This is a genomic window from Pseudomonas sp. YH-1 (genome assembly GCF_051990045.1).
Lineage (GTDB): Bacteria > Pseudomonadota > Gammaproteobacteria > Pseudomonadales > Pseudomonadaceae > Pseudomonas > Pseudomonas nicosulfuronedens.
Window position 1 is genome coordinate 3519460 of the sequence record NZ_CP178184.1, and the last position, 15294, is coordinate 3534753.

The following is a 15294-nucleotide window of genomic DNA, read 5'->3' on the forward strand; positions in this document are numbered from 1 at the left end:
TTTACTGGATCAGCGCCATCACCTGTTCGCTGTAACGCCCGCCAGCGGCTGCCCCGGCCGGGAAGATCGCGTCCAGTTCGAGTCGTTCTGCCTGGGTCAGCGCCAGGTCCACGGCGGCGACGTTCTCTTCCAGGTACTTGCGTTGCTTGGTGCCGGGGATCGGCACCAGGTGCTCGCCCTGGGCCAGCACCCAGGCCAGTGCCAGTTGCGAGGGCTTCACTCCGCGGGCGGCGGCCAGCTCGGCGACCTTGTCCACCAGACGCAGGTTCTTCGCAAAGTTTTCCCCGGTGAAGCGCGGACTGGAGCGGCGGTAATCATCCTCGGCGAAATCATCCGGGCTCTTCAGCGCGCCGGTGAGGAAGCCACGACCCAGCGGACTGTAGGGCACGAAGCCGACACCCAGGCGTTCGCACGCGGCCAGCACACCGTTCTCTTCCGGATCGCGGGTCCACAGCGAGTACTCGCTCTGCAGTGCGGTGATCGGGTGCACCTTGTGCGCGCGCTCCAGGGTTTCGGTCGAGGCTTCGCTCAGGCCGAGATAGCGCACCTTGCCGGCCTTCACCAGCTCGGCCATGGCGCCGACGGTTTCCTCGATGGGCACCTTGGGATCGACGCGGTGCTGGTAGTAGAGGTCGATGTGGTCGGTACCCAGGCGCTTCAGGCTGCCTTCCACAGCCTGGCGGATGTACTCGGGGCTGCCGTTGGCGCCGCGCACCTGCGGCTGATCCGGGGTGCGCACGATGCCGAACTTGGTGGCGAGGAAGACCTGTTCGCGCTTGCCCTTGAGGGCGCGGCCGAGCAGTTCCTCGTTGGTGTGCGGGCCATAGATGTCGGCAGTGTCGAGCAGGGTGACGCCCAGCTCCAGCGCGCGGTGCAGGGTGGCGATGGATTCGGCCTCATCGCTGCCGGTGGTGTAGAAGTCGGACATGCCCATGCAGCCGAGGCCGATGGCGGAGACGACGGGGCCTTGCGAGCCCAGGCGACGGGTCTTCATGCGGGATTCTCCGGGGTGAGGAAAGGGGCAGGACCATTCTTGTTGTTTGTCAGGCATGGATAAACTGGCAGATTGCGGTTTAACTATTCGGCCTGGATGAATAATCGGAGCGCGCCATGGACCGCTTGCAGGCCATGCAGGTCTACACCCGCATCGTCGAACTCAAGGCCTTCGGCAAGGCGGCGGATAGCTTGCAGATGCCGCGCGCCAGCGTGACCCAGCTGATCCAGCAACTGGAGACGCACCTGGGGGTGCAACTGCTGCGCCGCACTACGCGGCAGGTCAGTGTCACCGCCGATGGCCAGGCTTACTACGAGCGCTGCGTGCGCCTGCTGGAGGACCTGGAGGAGGCGGAGAACTGCTTCTCCGACTCGCCTGACAACCCGCGCGGCAAGCTGCGCATCGACCTGCCCAGCTCGCTGGGGCGGCTGGTGGTGATCCCGGCGCTGCCGGAGTTCTGCCGGCGCTACCCGCAGATCGAGCTGGAACTGAGCCTGAATGACCGCCAGGTGGACCTGGTGCGCGAGGGCGTGGACTGCGTGCTGCGCGCCGGTGAACTGCCGGATTCCAGCCTGGTCGGTCGACGCATCGCCGAGCTGGAGCAGTTGACCTGCGTGAGTCGCGCCTACGCGCAGGAGTTCGGCCTGCCCGAACATCCGGATCGGCTCGAAGGACATCTGGCGGTCAATTACCAGTCGGCCTCCAGCGGGCGCATCTTCGACCTGGAGTTCCGCTTCGACGGCCAGTTGCGGACCCAGCGGCTACCCAGCCGCATCGCGGTGAACAACGCCGACGCCTACATCGCTGCCTGCCGTGCCGGCTTCGGCCTGATCCAGGCGCCGCGCTACCACCTGCGCGAGGGCCTGGCCAGCGGTGAGCTGGTGGAGGTTCTGCGCGCCTGGCAGCCGCCGCCGCTGCCGGTCAGCGTGCTGCATCCGGTGCGCCGGCAGATGTCGCGGCGCCTGCGGGTGTTCTCCGACTGGCTCGGCGGGTTGTTCGCGGCGGGTATCGGCTGAGCCGTCGCTCGTCGGAAAGCTGCCGGGAGCGGGTGCCGGCGTCACCGCGCTGGCTATGCTCAAGGCCGCCGTAGAGCGCTCCGCTATCGCTGAAGTTGCGGCGTTTCTTTTCAACCACTCCCTGAAGGAAACGACCTAAATGAGCTTCGTCAAAGCGAAAGATGGTACTGAGATCTTCTACAAGGATTGGGGCAGCGGGCAGCCGGTGGTGTTCTCCCATGGCTGGCCGCTCAACGCCGACGCCTGGGATGCGCAGATGCTCTTCCTGGTGCAGAAGGGCTACCGGGTCATCGCCCATGACCGGCGCGGCCATGGCCGCTCGGGCCAGCCGGCCAACGGCAATGACATGGACACCTACGCCGACGACCTGGCGGCGGTGATCGAGGCGCTGGACCTCAAGGGCGCGACCCTGGTCGGCCACTCGACCGGTGGTGGCGAGGTGACGCGCTACATTGGCCGCCATGGCACCAAGCGCCTTTCCGGCGCGGTGTTGATCGGTGCGGTGCCGCCGCTGATGCTCAAGACTGCGGCCAACCCCGGTGGATTGCCGATCGATGTGTTCGACGGCATCCGCAAGGGCGTGAAGGAAGACCGTTCGCAGTTCTTCAAGGACCTGGCAGTGCCGTTCTACGGCTACAACCGGCCGGGCGCGAAGCAGTCCCAGGGGGTGATCGACAACTTCTGGCTGCAGGGCATGACCGGCGGGCACCTGGGCCAATACCTGTGCATCCATGAGTTCTCCGAGGTGGACTACACCGAGGACTTGAAGAAGATCGACGTGCCGGCGCTGATCCTCCATGGCGACGACGACCAGATCGTGCCCATCGGCGCCGCTGGCCAGCGTTCGGTGGAGCTTGTCCAGCGCGGAGCGCTGAAGGTTTACAAGGGGGGCGCCCATGGCATGTGCACCACCCTGGCCGACCAGGTGAACGAGGACCTGCTGGCTTTCCTCAATCGCTGAGGTCATTCGCGAACAGGTTCGCTCCTGCAGGTGCCTGGGTGCTCCTCCTGCAGGAGCGAGCTTGCTCGCGAACCTTCTTCAATGGACGTGCTGCAGCACGTTCACCAGCGTCCCCAACGGATCACGCAGGAAGAAGCGCCGCACGCCCCACGGCTCCAAGGTCAGTGCGTAGGTGATCTCGTGGCCAGCTGCGAGGGCGCGCTCGTGTACCTCATCGAGGTTGTCTACCTCGATGGACAGGTCCGGTACCGGCGCTCCCGAGCCGCCTTCACTGGCCAGGCTCAATTGCGCCGGCGCGCTGTCGCCGCTGGCGAGGGTGATCAGCCAGCCGTGGTCCATCACCACGTCCAGGTCGAACAGCTCGCGGTAGAAACGCGCGACCTCGGCAGGCTTGCCGGTGGCGAGGTTGGCGACGATGCGGCGGACGGTCATGGCGGCGCTCCGAAAAGGGGACGCCGCCAGCATAGACCCTTAGTGCGCCGGGCGTGCCGGTGGCATGCGGCGGCGATGGATGCGGTAGAACTGGTAGAGCACGCCGATGATGAAGACCAGCAAGGCGATCATCACGGCCGTCTGTACCGGCGGCGAGTCCGGGCCGTGGCCTATGGGGTTGGACGGCGGCAGGCGCGACAGGGATTCGTTGAGCGTGGGGATCATCATCAGGAAGAAGCTGAAGCTCATGGCTGCGGTTTCCAGGTATTCGCCCAGTCCGCCGAGCGCACTGATCCGTTGCGCGTAGCTGCCCACCGCGATGGCAATCAGGCAGAGGATGCCGATGGCGTGGCCCGCATTGAAGCCTCCCGTGCTGGAGAGTCCGAACGCGGTGAGCACGCCAAGGATCATCCCGTAGACGTACCAGCGTCCGGCCGGGCTGCGCGGATCGATGCGCCCCGCCTGGTAGAACGCCCACAACCCGGCGACCAGCGGCACCAGGCTGATGGCGGTATGCACGATACCCAGGGTGGAAAGGGGGTTGGCCATGACGAACGCCTCCGCAGTGAGCACAGGGACGCCACGCATCCACGAGCTGTGCCGGGGCACGGAGGGGCGGGTGTGTTGTCAGGTTAGACGCAACCCGCGTGGGAGCAGGGCCGTGGCGGACTCAGCCGACGAACGTCACAGGCGCTTGTTGAGCCAGCGCGCAAGGCGGTCGCCGCCGAACTGGATCAGCGTCACCAGCGCCACCAGCAGGATGATCACGGTGAGCATCACCTGGGTATCGAAGCGCTGGTAGCCATAGCGGTAGGCGAGGTCGCCCAGGCCACCGGCACCGATGGCGCCGGCCATGGCCGAGGAGTTGATCATGGTCACCAGGGTGATGGTGAAGCCGGCGACTATGCCCGGCCGCGCTTCGGGCAACAGCACGTTCCAGATGATGTGCCGGGGCTGGCAGCCCATCGCTTGCGCGGCCTCGATCAGGCCGTGATCGACCTCGCGCAGGCTGACCTCGGCGATGCGCGCGAAGAACGGTGTGGCGGCGATGGTCAGCGGCACTACCGCGGCCCACACGCCATAGCTGGTGCCGACGATCAGCCGGGTGAAGGGAATCAGCGCGACCATCAGGATCAGGAACGGAATCGAGCGCAGCACGTTCACCACGCTGCCCAGACCCTGGTTGATCAGGCGGGCCTGGAAGATCCCGCCGGGGCCGGTGGTGACCAGCACCAAAGCCAGCGGAATGCCCACCAGCAGGACGATGGCCGAGGACGCGCCGATCATCAGCAGGGTGTCGAGCAGGCCTTGCAGCAGGCGTTCAGGCATGGGTGAGCACCTCCAGGCGGTCGGCGACATCGCGGGCACGTTCGAGCAGTTGCGGGGCGCTGGCGGCGGGCACGGCGACGCTCAGCAGCAGGCGGCCGAGTGCCCGGCCCTGGATGCGTTCGATGCCACCGTGCAGCAGGCTGACGCGGCTGCCCAGGGCCTGGGCGATGGCCAGCAGGTCCGGCTCCTGTTCGCGCACGCCGGTGTAGTGCAGGTCGAGGATGACTTCGTTGTCCGAGGGATGCTCCAGCCGCGCCAGCAGGTCCGGCGGCAGGTGCTGTTGCAGCGAGCCGAGCAGGGTGCGGCTGACCTCGTGCTGCGGATTGCCGAAGACTTCCCAGACATCGCCCTGCTCGACGATGCGCCCGCGTTCGAGTACTACCACGCGATCACAGATCTCACGGATCACCGCCATCTCGTGGGTGATCAGCACGATGGTCAGGCCCAGGCGACGGTTGATGTCGCGCAGCAGTGCAAGGATGGCCTGGGTGCTCTCCGGGTCCAGCGCCGAGGTGGCTTCGTCGCAGAGCAGGATTTCCGGCTGGTGCACCAGCGCGCGGGCGATACCGACGCGCTGCTTCTGCCCGCCGGAGAGCTGCGCCGGGTAGGCGTGGCGCTTGTCTTCCAGCCCAACGAGCTGCAGCAGTTCGTCCACCCGCTCGGCGATGCGCGCCTTGGGCACGCCGGCCACGCGCAGGGGCAGGGCGATGTTCTGCGCCACGGTCTTGGCTGACATCAGGTTGAAGTGCTGGAAGATCATGCCGACGCGACGGCGCAGGCCGACCAGTTGCTGGGCGTTGAAGGCGCCAATGTCCTCGCCGTCGATCAGTACCTGGCCGACGCTGGGTTGCTCCAGGCGGTTGAGGGTGCGGATCAGCGAGCTCTTGCCGGCGCCGCTGCGGCCGATGATGCCGAATACTTCGCCACGGCGGACGGAGAGTTCGATGTCGCTCAGTGCCTCCACCGGGCCATGGTGGCCGGCGTAGGTCTTGCCCAGCCCGCGCAGGGCGATGTGCTGGGTGGCGAGTTCGAGATTGCGGTTGAAGCTGACCATGGTGGGGGCCTGTTCTGGAGTTCGGAGCGGGGCTGTTTCCCTCTCCCTAGCCCTCTCCCTGAAGGGAGAGGGGACTGGTTCGGTGTGTGCGGCCAGTCTGGCCTTCCACCGGAAATGCCAGCCTTGCACGAGGGCTTTTCGTAGGAGCGAGCTTGCTCGCGAACCAACTCCCGCGCCGGGGCGGTTCGCGAGCAAGCTCGCTCCTACAGATACGGGATGCGTCGGCGGTTACTGCCATCCCGGCTGGTAGAGCGAGCCATGGGCCTTGTCCAGGGCGGCGCGGACCTGCGGCGAGTGCTGGTAGAGATCGACGAATTGCTTCAGCCGGCCGTCCGGGTCCTTGAAGTCGTCACGGGTGACGAACTGGATGACATACTCGCGGTTCTCGATGCCGTCGAACAGCAGCGCGCTGTTCGGATCGATGGTCCCGGCAAGGCGGATGTAATGCGGGTAACCCTGGGCGAGGTCGACGTCATCCAGCGCGCGCACCAGCTGCACGGCCTCCAGTTCGATGATCTGGAGGTTCTTCGGGTTGGCCACGATATCGTCCAGCGTCGCCTTGTAGCCCACGCCATCCTTGAGCTTGAGCAGCCCGGCTTTCTGCAGCAGCTGCAGGCCGCGACCGCCATTGATCGGGTCGTTGGCGATCGCGACCTTGGCGCCATCGGGCAGGTCGGCGATGGCCTTGTAGCGGGTCGAGTACAGGCCGACGTTGTTGATGATTCCCGGCGCGAACGCCTTCAGGTGCAGGCCGCCTTCGCGGTTGGCGTTCTCCAGGAAGGGCGTGTGCTGGAAGTAGTTGGCGTCGATGTCGCCGTGATCGAGGGTGATGTTCGGCGCGTTCCAGTCGGTGAATTCCACCAGCTCGACCTTCAGGCCCTGTTGGGCGGCCTCCTTCACCGCCACTTCCAGCGGCGGGGCAAAGGCGGCGGTGGTGCCCAGGCGCAGGGTGTCGGCGGCTTGGGCCAGGCCAGCGGCGAGGAGGCTAAGCGAAAGGCCGAGTGTGAGCTTGAAGCGTGCATGCATGGCAACGAATCCTTTTTAGTTTTCTTGAAGAGAGAAGGCTGGAGTCGCTCCAGTGGCGGTTGCCTGGCGGTAGCTCGCGCCGACGTGCCGCGCGGGCAGTCGGGCGCGGCCGGCGCCGAAGAGTTTTTCCCGCAGGCTGCCGTCGGCGTAGGCGGTCTTGTAGGCGCCGCGGTTCTGCAGTTCGGGCACCACCAGCTCGATGAAGTCGGCGTAGCTTTCCGGCTCCACGGTGCGGGTGAGGTTGAAGCCGTCCAGGCCCGCCTCGTTGATCCAGCCCAGCAGCTCATCGGCGACCTGCTGCGGGTTGCCCACCAGCGTGGTGTAGCGCCCGCCGAGGGCGAGCTGCTCGAGCAGCTGGCGCACGGTGGCGTCGGTGCGGGCGACGGTCAGCGCCTTGGTGGCGGACTCGATGGCGTTGGTCTTCTCGTAGCGGATCGGCTCATCCAGCGCATAGCGCGAGAAGTCGATACCGGTGGTGCTGGCGAAGTGCGCAAGCCCCGCCTCGGCACTGGCGAAGCGGCGGTACTCGGCGAGCTTGTCGCGGGCCTCGGCCTCGGTTGGTGCGACGATGACGTTGATGCCCATGAACACCTTGATGTCGTCCGCCCGGCGGCCGGCATCCACCGCCGCCTGGCGGATGCGGTCCACCAGAGCGCGGGTGGCTTCGCGGGTCTGCGCCGAGACGAACACGCACTCGGCGTGGCGCGCGGCGAAGGCCAGTCCGCGATTCGATGCGCCAGCCTGGAACAGAAGAGGCGTGCGCTGCGGCGATGGCTGGCTGAGGTGGTAACCCTCGACGTCGAAGAACTCGCCATGGTGACGGACCTTGTGCACCTTGCCCGGCTGCGCATAGAGGCGGCGCTGGCGGTCGGCGAGCACCGCGTCGTCTTCCCAGCTGCCCTCCCAGAGCTTGTAGAGCACTTCCAGGTATTCATCGGCGCGGTCGTAGCGACGGTCGTGGTCGATCTGCCGCTCCTGGCCCATGGCGCGGGCGGTGCTCTCCAGGTAGCCGGTGACGATGTTCCAGCCGATGCGGCCGTCGCTCAGGTGATCCAGCGTCGAGAGCCGCCGGGCGAACGGGTAGGGCGCCTCGTAGGTGAGGTTGGCGGTGACGCCGAAGCCCAGGTGCCGGGTAACGCCGGCCATGGCCGAGACCAGCATCAGCGGATCATTCACCGGCAGCTGGATGGCTTCTTTCGCGGTGAGCTCGATGCCGTTCTGGTAGACGTCGTAGACGCCGAGGATATCGGCGAGGAACAGACCGTCGAACAGGCCCTTCTCCAGCAGGCGGGCAAGGTCGGTCCAGTGGCTGAGCTTGTTGAAGTCCGTCGAGCGGTCGCGCGGATGGGTCCACAGGCCGTGGTTGATGTGGCCGACGCAATTCATGCTGAAGGCGTTGAGGAGAATCTGCTTCTGGCTCATGGGAAATCCTCGCTGGCAGAGGTCCTGTAGGAGCGAGCTTGCTCGCGAACCGATTGGCGCTGGGGCTGTTCGCGAGCAAGCTCGCTCCTACGAAGAGCCGATACGGCAAAGGGCATCACAGCGTTCCCCGGCGCGGCGGCAACTGGCCGTTGAGGTAGTAGTTGCCCACCGCGAAGTACTTCCAGCGCGCCGGATCGTGCAGGGTGTGCACGCGGGCGTTGCGCCAGTGACGGTCCAGGCCCAGTTCGGCGAGGCTGGCGCGGCTGCCGCCCAGTTCGATCAGCTTGCTGCCGGCCAGCAGTGAAACTTCGGTGGTGATCGCCCGCGCCTCGGCCACGGCAATGGACGCAGCGGCAACGCTTTCGGCCGTCGGTTCGACGGTGGCGGCATCGAGCACGCGGCCGGAGCGATCCAGCAGCGCCTCGGCGGCATGCAGGCGGATCGCCAGGCGGCCCACTTCGTTGATCGCCAGGGGATCGTCGCTGGCCTTGTCGACGCCGGCGTCGATCCATGGCCGCGCCTTCTCGCGCAGGAACACCAGCGCATCCTCGTAGGCGCCGCGGGCGATGCCGACGTCGATGGCGGCGTGGAGAATCTGCGCGTACGGGCCGACTGTGGTCGGGCGCTCGAAGGCACTCTGGAACGGCACGATGTCGCGCTCGTCCACCGGCGCGCCGTCGAACACCACGCTGCCGCTGCCGGTGGTGCGCTGGCCGAAGCCGGACCAGTCGTCGATCACTTCCACGCCCTTGGCATTGCGGGCGATGAAGGCGAACTGCTGGACGCCGTCGTCATCGATCACCAGGGTCGGAATGCGCTGCGCATAGAGCGCGCCGGTGCTGTAGAACTTGCGGCCATGGATGCGCAGTTGGCCGTCCTCGCGCTTGAGGCGAGTGGTGCGGTCGTGGGCGGTGCGCGTGCCGATTTCCGCCAGCGCATTGCCGAAGCGCACACCGACCAGGACCTCGGCGAACAGGCGAGCCTTCTGCTCTTCGCTGCCGTTCACCCGCAGCAGTTCGACGGCGTAGAAATGATTCTGCGGAATCTGCCCCAGCGAGCCGTCGGCGGCCGAGATGATCGCGATGACGCGGGCCACCGTGACGCGGGAAACGCCCGCGCCACCGTGTTCGCGCGGCACGGTGATGCCCCACAGGCCTGAGCGGCTGAAGCGCTCCAGTTCGTCCCAGGGCAGGCGGCGCTCGCGGTCGCGGGCGATGGCGCCCTCGCGGAAGTCGGCCGCCAGGGCGCGGGCGACGTCGAGGGCTTCGTCGTCGCTGCGGATAATATGGACGGGAGTGATCGGCTTGGGATTGTTCAGTACGAGGCTGTTCATCGGCGCTCCTCAGATCCAGGAATGACGCGCCGGGCGGGCGCCGTTGAGGTGGTAGGCGCCGACCGCCTGGACCTTCCACCGCACCGGGTCGTGCAGGGTGTGCACGCGGGCATTGCGCCAGTGGCGGTCGAGGTTGAATTCGGCGAGGGTGGCGCGGCTGCCGGCCAGTTCGAAGAGCTTCTCGCTGGCGGCCAGGCTGATCTCGGTGGTCAGCACCTTGGCCTCGGCCACGGCGATGGAGGCGCGGGCGGCGGACTCGTCGTCGATGGGCCGCGCGCTGACTTCGTCGAGCGCATGACCGGCGCGCTCCAGCAGTGCTTCGGCGGCGTGCAGTTCGACCTGCAGGCGGCCGATCTCGGCGATGGTGAAGGGCTCTTCGCTGGCCTGCTCGACGTTCGCATCGATGAAGGGGCGGGTGCGCGTGCGGATGAAGTCGATGGCATCTTCCAGGGCGTTCGCCGCGATACCCGCATCGATGGCGGCCTGGATCAGTTGCGAAACGGCGCCCTGAATGTTGGGCACGTCGGCCAGGCGGCCGTTGTGGATCACCAGCGAGCCTGCGACGGGGGCATTGTCCAGCAGCACGGTGCCGCTGGCGGTGGTGCGCTGGCCGAAGCCGGACCAGTCGTCGACGATGCGCAGGCCTTCCACGCCGCGCTCGACGAAGCCCATGACCGCGCGGCCCTCTTCATCGATGGCCTTTACCGCGACCCAGTGGGCGAACAGCGCGCCGGTGGAATAGAACTTCTCGCCGCTGACGCGGAAGTGTTCGCCGTCACGCACCAGCCGTGCCTTGAGTTCGAGGGTGTTCCTGGTATTGCGCTCGGGCCCTGCGTTGCCGATGCGCCGACCGTTGAGTACGCCGCCGAACAGAATGCGCTTCTGCGCGTCGCTGGCGACGTTGTCGATGACGTTGAGCAGGCCGAACTGGTTCTGCGGAATCTGCCCCAGCGCGGGGTCGGCGGCGCAGATCACGCGGAAAACTTCGGCCACGGTGGCGTAGGAGACCTGGGCACCGCCGTACTCGCGGGGGATGCTGATGCCGCCCAGGCCCAGGGCCGTGAAGTGCTCCAGTTCACTCCAGGGCAGGGCGCGCTCGCGGTCGCGGGCGGCGGCGCCGGGTTTCGCCAGGCGGGCCACTTCGTGGGCGGCTTCGATGGCCTGGGCGTCGTTGAGGATGCGGCGCGCCGGGAGTTGCCGGGGCGCCTGGTCACGAAAGTCCTTGGGTGCGGATTCGTTGGTCATGCATTGCCTTCTTGTGGCTGAAGTTACGACGTGGGTGGTCCCTCACCGCACGGGCTTTTCGTAGGACCGAGGGGGGCGCCTCAGCCCTTGCTCGCGAACGAACCCCGCTGCGGGGCGAAAGGTTCGCGAGCAAGCTCGCTCCTACAGGGTTCGGCGTTCGCTTAGAACGCCGGGGCGATCTCGCCCTTGTAGCGGGTCAGGATGAACTGGCGGACTTCCGGCGAATTCAGCGCCTTGGCCAGCTTCTGGATGCCCGGGTCCTGGATGTTGTCCGGACGGGCGACAAGGAACTCGGCGTAGAGGTCCTTGCCTTTCTCGACGATCAGCGCGCTCTTGGTGTCGATGCCGGCTTCCAGGGCGTAGTTGGCGAAGATGAAGGCCAGGTCGACCTGCTTCACCGCGCGGGCCAGCAGGGCGCCTTCGAGTTCACGAATCTTCAGGTGCTTGGGGTTGTCGGTGATGTCGCGCTCGGTGGACTGCGGATTGGTCGGATCCTTGAGCTTGATCAGGCCGCTTTCGGCCAGCAGCACCAGGGCGCGGCCGGTGTTCACCGGGTCGTTGGGGATGGCCACGCTGGCGCCGTCGGGCAGCTCGGCGAGGGACTTGTACTTGGTGGAGTAGGCGCCGAACGGCTCGATGTGGATGCCCACCACCGGCACCAGGTCGGTGTGGCGGGTCTTGTTGAAGTCATCGAGGAAGGGGCGGTACTGGTAGTAGTTGGCGTCGAGGTTCTTCTGCGCGAGCTGCAGGTTGGGCTGGATGAAGTCGGTGAAGACCTTGATGTCCAGGTCGACGCCTTCCTTGGCCAGTTCCGGTTTGACGAACTCGAGAATCTCGGCGTGGGGCACCGGGGTGGCGCCAACAACGAGTTTCTCCCCTGCGTGGGCAGAGAAGGCGACGACGGCTGCCAGAATGGCGATGGCCTTTTTCATGGGTGTTGCTCCTTGGCAGTAGTGGGTGGGCCGTCGTGGTGTGGACGTGGGGCCTTGATGGCAGCGGGGCCCGGCTGCCGGCGGGTGTTCTGGATGCCGCTCCCGGAGAGGGAGTGGGCGGGGAATTCAGCGTCGGGTGTAGCGTGCTACAAGTCGGTCGCCGCTCATCTGCAGGGCCTGCACCAGCAGGATCAGCAGGGCGACGGTGATGATCATCACGTCGGTCTGGAAGCGCTGGTAACCGAAGCGGATGGCCAGGTCGCCGAGGCCGCCGCCGCCGATCACGCCGGACATCGCGGTGTAGTCCACCAGCACGATGGCGGTGACGGTCACGGCGGCGATCAGCCCGGTGCGTGCTTCCGGCAGCAGGGTGTGCCAGATGATCTGCCAGGTGCTGGCGCCCATCGCCTGGGTGGCTTCCACCAGGCCGCGGTCGACTTCGCGCAGGGCGGTTTCCACCAGCCGCGCGAAGAACGGTGTGCAGCCCACCACCAGCGGCGGGATGGCGCCGGGCACGCCCAGCGAGGTGCCGGTGACCAGCGTGGTGACCGGGATCAGCACGATCAGCAGGATTATGAACGGCAGCGAACGCAGCATGTTCACCACCACGGAAAGCGCGCGGTACAGACCGGGTTTTTCGTGTAGCTGGCGCTTGCCGGTGAGGTACAGCAGCACGCCCAGCGGCAGGCCCAACAGCACGGTGAAGGCCAGCGCGCCGCCGAGCATGGCCAGGGTGTCCAGGCAGGCCTGGGCGAGGTCATGCCAGTCGAGGTTGCGGAACCAGCCGTCCATCATTCGGCGCCTCTTCGAAGCTTCGCGGCGCGGTGCGAGGCGCCGAGACGGTCGCCCTGGCCGAACAGCTTGTGGCGCAGGGTGCCCTGCTCGTACTCGCGCTTGAACAGGCCGCGTGCCTGCAACTCCGGCACCAGCAGGTCGACGATGTCGACGAAGGTTTCCGGCGCCACCAGGCTGGAGAGGTTGAATCCATCGACATCGGTTTCCTCGACCCAGGCCTGCAACTGGTCCGCCACGGTTTGCGGCGAGCCCACCAGCAGCGGGCCGTCACCGCCCAGGGCGCAGTAGTCGGCGATCTCGGCGGCGGTCCACTGGCGCTGTGGGTCGGCAGCGCTGAAGGCATCCACCGCGGACTGGATAGCGTCGCTCTGTACGTGGCGCAACACCTGATCCGGTGCGTACTCGCCGAAGTCGATGCCGGTCCAGCCGGAGACCAGCGCCAGGGTGCCTTCGCGGTCGCTGTACTGGCGGTAGTCTTCCAGCTTGGCCAGGGCCTCCGCGTCAGTGGGCGCGACGATTACCGTGAGCTGGTTCAGCACCAGCACGTCGCTGGCCTGGCGGCCGGCTTCCACGGCGAGGCGGCGCAAGTCGGCCACCTGGTCGCGGAGAATGTTCCTGGTGGGCGCGGCGACGAACACACACTCGGCATTGCCGGCGGCGAAGACCTTGCCGCGGCTCGACGCGCCGGCCTGGTACAGCACCGGGGTGCGCTGCGGCGATGGCTGGCTGAGGTGGAAGCCGGGCACTTCGAAATGCTCGCCCTTGTGCTCGATGGGATGCACCTTGCGCGGGTCGGCGTAGACGCCGCTGGCGCGGTCGGCGACCACCGCGTCATCGTCCCAGCTGGCTTCCCAGAGCTTGTAGCAGACCTCCAGGTATTCCTCGGCCAGGGCATAGCGCTGCTGGTGGTTGAGCTGCTGCTTCAGCCCCAGGTTGCGCGCGCCGCTGCTCAAGTAGGAGGTGACGATGTTCCAGCCGGCGCGGCCACCGGTCAGGTGGTCCAGCGTGGAGATGCGCCGGGCGAAGGGAAACGGATGTTCGAAGGATACCGAGGCGGTGATGCCGAAGCCCAGGTGCTCGGTGGCCGCGGCCATCGCCGGGACCAGTTGCAGCGGGTCGTTGGCCGGCACCTGCGCGCCGGCGCTGAGCGCCGCGTCGGCGTCGCCGTGGTAGACGTCGTAGACGCCCAGCACGTCGGCGAGGAACAGGCCGTCGATCTTGCCGCGCTCGAGGGTTTTCGCCAGCTCTATCCAGTAGTGGATGTCGGTGTAGCGCGCAGCCTGCTGGTCGCGCGGGTGGCGCCAGAGGCCGGGCGAAAGGTGGCCGACGCAGTTCATGGCGAAGGCGTTGAGGCGAATCTGCTTGCTCATGGCGAGGGCCTCAGTTCCAGTCGTGGCGCGGCGGGCGCTGGTCGTTGAGCAGCCAGTTGCCGACCAGGTGGTACTTCCAGCGCACCGGGTCGTGCAGGGTGTGCACGCGGGCGTTGCGCCAGTGGCGGTCGAAGCCGTGGCGGGCGAGGGTGGAGCGGGTGCCACCCAGTTCGAACAGCTTGTTGGTGGCGTCGATGGCGACTTCGGTGGTCAGCACCTTGGCCTTGGCCACGGCGACCGAGGCGCGGGCCACGCTGTCTTCGTCCGGCGCCGGGCGGGCGGCGTCCATTACCTTGCCGGCGCGCTCCAACAAGGCGTCGGCGGCTTCGATGCGGATGCCCAGTTCGCCGACCTGGATGATGGTCAGGGGGTCTTCACTGGCCTTCTCCACGCCGGCGTCGATCCACGGGCGCGCCTGCTCGCGGACGAAGGCGATGGTGTCGCGCAGGGCGGCGCGGGCGATGCCGGCGTCGATGGCGGCGGTGGTGATCTGCGCGAATGGGCCGGCCAGGGTCGGTACGTCGTAGGAGCGGTGCGTGGGGAAGACATTGAACGCTGGTACGCGCAGGCCTTCCAACAGCACGGTACCGCTGGAGGTTGTGCGCTGGCCGATGCTGGCCCAGTCGTCGACGATCACCAGACCCGGCGTGCCGCGCGGGACAAAGGCCAGTTGCGCGTTGTTCTGCTCGTCCAGGCCGAGCACGCCGATCCAGTGGGCGTAGAGCGAGCCGGTGCAGTAGCCCTTGCGGCCATCGATCAGCACGCTGTCGCCGTCGTGGCGCAGGCGAGTCTGGATGTCCTGGACGTTCTTGCCGCCGGTTTCCGACAGGGCGTTGGCGAAGCGGTTGCCCTTGAGCGCGAGGTCGAAGAAGAAGCGCTTCTGTTCGTCGCTACCCTGCAGGCGGATGTCCTCCAGCAGGCAGTAGTGGTTCTGCGGAATCTGCCCCAGTGACGGGTCGGCGGCGGAAACGATGGCGATGACTTCCGCCAGCGTGGCGTAGGACACCTCGGCGCCACCGAACTCGCGCGGCACAGTGATGCCCCACAGGCCGCTGTTGGAGTAGACCTCGACGACCTCTGGCGGGACTTCGCGGTTGCGGTCGCGCTCGGCGGAGCCTTCGAGCAGGAAGGCAGCGATCTGGTGGGCGACTTCGATGGCTTGCGCATCGGAAACGATCCGCTGGGCGTTGGGTTCGCGGATGTCGTAGTGGGCGGATTCGGGGAGTGGGGGCATGGCAGTACAGCGACCTCGGCAGATGAATCGACCCGGCGTTCGGGTCTGTCTGATCAGGTCATTGCACAAGCTGTGCCGGAAATTAAATTACATATAAATCAACGACTTGGGAGTTTTGTCCAACAGTTGCGCGGCTGGGCAGGCAGCAAAG

15 protein-coding genes are annotated in these 15294 nt (G+C 66.9%); 2 read left to right on the forward strand and 13 right to left on the reverse strand.

From position 1 onward, the window contains the following. Window position 1: 1 nt before the first annotated feature. Entirely contained in the window at window positions 2-994 is a 993-nt protein-coding gene (locus tag ACKI1H_RS16395; protein ID WP_440465609.1) for an aldo/keto reductase, read from the reverse strand. A gap of 116 nt (window positions 995-1110) precedes the next feature. Here ACKI1H_RS16395 and ACKI1H_RS16400 point away from each other — a divergent pair, with 116 nt between their 5' ends. Beyond that, entirely contained in the window at window positions 1111-2010 is a 900-nt protein-coding gene (locus ACKI1H_RS16400) for a LysR substrate-binding domain-containing protein (protein WP_440465610.1), read from the forward strand. A gap of 139 nt (window positions 2011-2149) precedes the next feature. Continuing rightward, the gene (locus ACKI1H_RS16405) at window positions 2150-2971 is read left to right on the forward strand and encodes an alpha/beta fold hydrolase (protein WP_138525747.1); all 822 of its coding nucleotides are present in this window, start codon (window positions 2150-2152) and stop codon (window positions 2969-2971) included. A 78-nt stretch (window positions 2972-3049) separates the two neighbouring features. Here ACKI1H_RS16405 and ACKI1H_RS16410 read toward each other — a convergent pair whose 3' ends face one another. The 12 genes from ACKI1H_RS16410 to ACKI1H_RS16465 all read right to left on the reverse strand — a co-directional run bounded on the left by ACKI1H_RS16410 (window position 3050) and on the right by ACKI1H_RS16465 (window position 15143). After that, window positions 3050-3403 (reverse strand): VOC family protein, encoded by a 354-nt coding sequence (locus tag ACKI1H_RS16410; protein WP_440465611.1) that lies wholly within the window; start codon window positions 3401-3403, stop codon window positions 3050-3052. A gap of 39 nt (window positions 3404-3442) precedes the next feature. Next, window positions 3443-3952: a hypothetical protein gene (locus ACKI1H_RS16415; RefSeq protein ID WP_246084927.1), complete on the reverse strand. Its 510-nt coding sequence runs from the start codon at window positions 3950-3952 to the stop codon at window positions 3443-3445. 135 nt (window positions 3953-4087) lie between these two features. Beyond that, window positions 4088-4762, reverse strand: a complete 675-nt coding sequence (locus ACKI1H_RS16420; protein WP_171049539.1) for a methionine ABC transporter permease — start codon at window positions 4760-4762, stop codon at window positions 4088-4090. Continuing rightward, window positions 4725-5786 (reverse strand): methionine ABC transporter ATP-binding protein, encoded by a 1062-nt coding sequence (locus tag ACKI1H_RS16425; RefSeq protein ID WP_440465612.1) that lies wholly within the window; start codon window positions 5784-5786, stop codon window positions 4725-4727. The genes ACKI1H_RS16420 and ACKI1H_RS16425 overlap by 38 nt, the downstream gene beginning before the upstream one ends. A gap of 228 nt (window positions 5787-6014) precedes the next feature. Continuing rightward, entirely contained in the window at window positions 6015-6812 is a 798-nt protein-coding gene (locus tag ACKI1H_RS16430) for a MetQ/NlpA family ABC transporter substrate-binding protein (protein ID WP_440465613.1), read from the reverse strand. A 15-nt stretch (window positions 6813-6827) separates the two neighbouring features. Further along, window positions 6828-8234 (reverse strand): LLM class flavin-dependent oxidoreductase, encoded by a 1407-nt coding sequence (locus ACKI1H_RS16435; RefSeq protein WP_440465614.1) that lies wholly within the window; start codon window positions 8232-8234, stop codon window positions 6828-6830. Window positions 8235-8349: 115 nt separating this feature from the next. Then, window positions 8350-9567 (reverse strand): SfnB family sulfur acquisition oxidoreductase, encoded by a 1218-nt coding sequence (locus tag ACKI1H_RS16440; RefSeq protein WP_440465615.1) that lies wholly within the window; start codon window positions 9565-9567, stop codon window positions 8350-8352. 9 nt (window positions 9568-9576) lie between these two features. Beyond that, complete coding sequence (locus ACKI1H_RS16445) at window positions 9577-10812, reverse strand: SfnB family sulfur acquisition oxidoreductase (protein WP_440465616.1); 1236 nt, start codon at window positions 10810-10812, stop codon at window positions 9577-9579. A gap of 161 nt (window positions 10813-10973) precedes the next feature. After that, window positions 10974-11744, reverse strand: a complete 771-nt coding sequence (locus tag ACKI1H_RS16450) for a MetQ/NlpA family ABC transporter substrate-binding protein (protein ID WP_017518042.1) — start codon at window positions 11742-11744, stop codon at window positions 10974-10976. Window positions 11745-11870: 126 nt separating this feature from the next. Then, the gene (locus tag ACKI1H_RS16455) at window positions 11871-12536 is read right to left on the reverse strand and encodes a methionine ABC transporter permease (RefSeq protein ID WP_024765489.1); all 666 of its coding nucleotides are present in this window, start codon (window positions 12534-12536) and stop codon (window positions 11871-11873) included. Continuing rightward, window positions 12536-13909: an LLM class flavin-dependent oxidoreductase gene (locus tag ACKI1H_RS16460; protein ID WP_440465617.1), complete on the reverse strand. Its 1374-nt coding sequence runs from the start codon at window positions 13907-13909 to the stop codon at window positions 12536-12538. The genes ACKI1H_RS16455 and ACKI1H_RS16460 overlap by 1 nt, the downstream gene beginning before the upstream one ends. Before the next feature lie 10 nt (window positions 13910-13919). Continuing rightward, entirely contained in the window at window positions 13920-15143 is a 1224-nt protein-coding gene (locus ACKI1H_RS16465; protein WP_440465618.1) for an SfnB family sulfur acquisition oxidoreductase, read from the reverse strand. Between the last annotated feature and the right edge of the window lie 151 nt (window positions 15144-15294).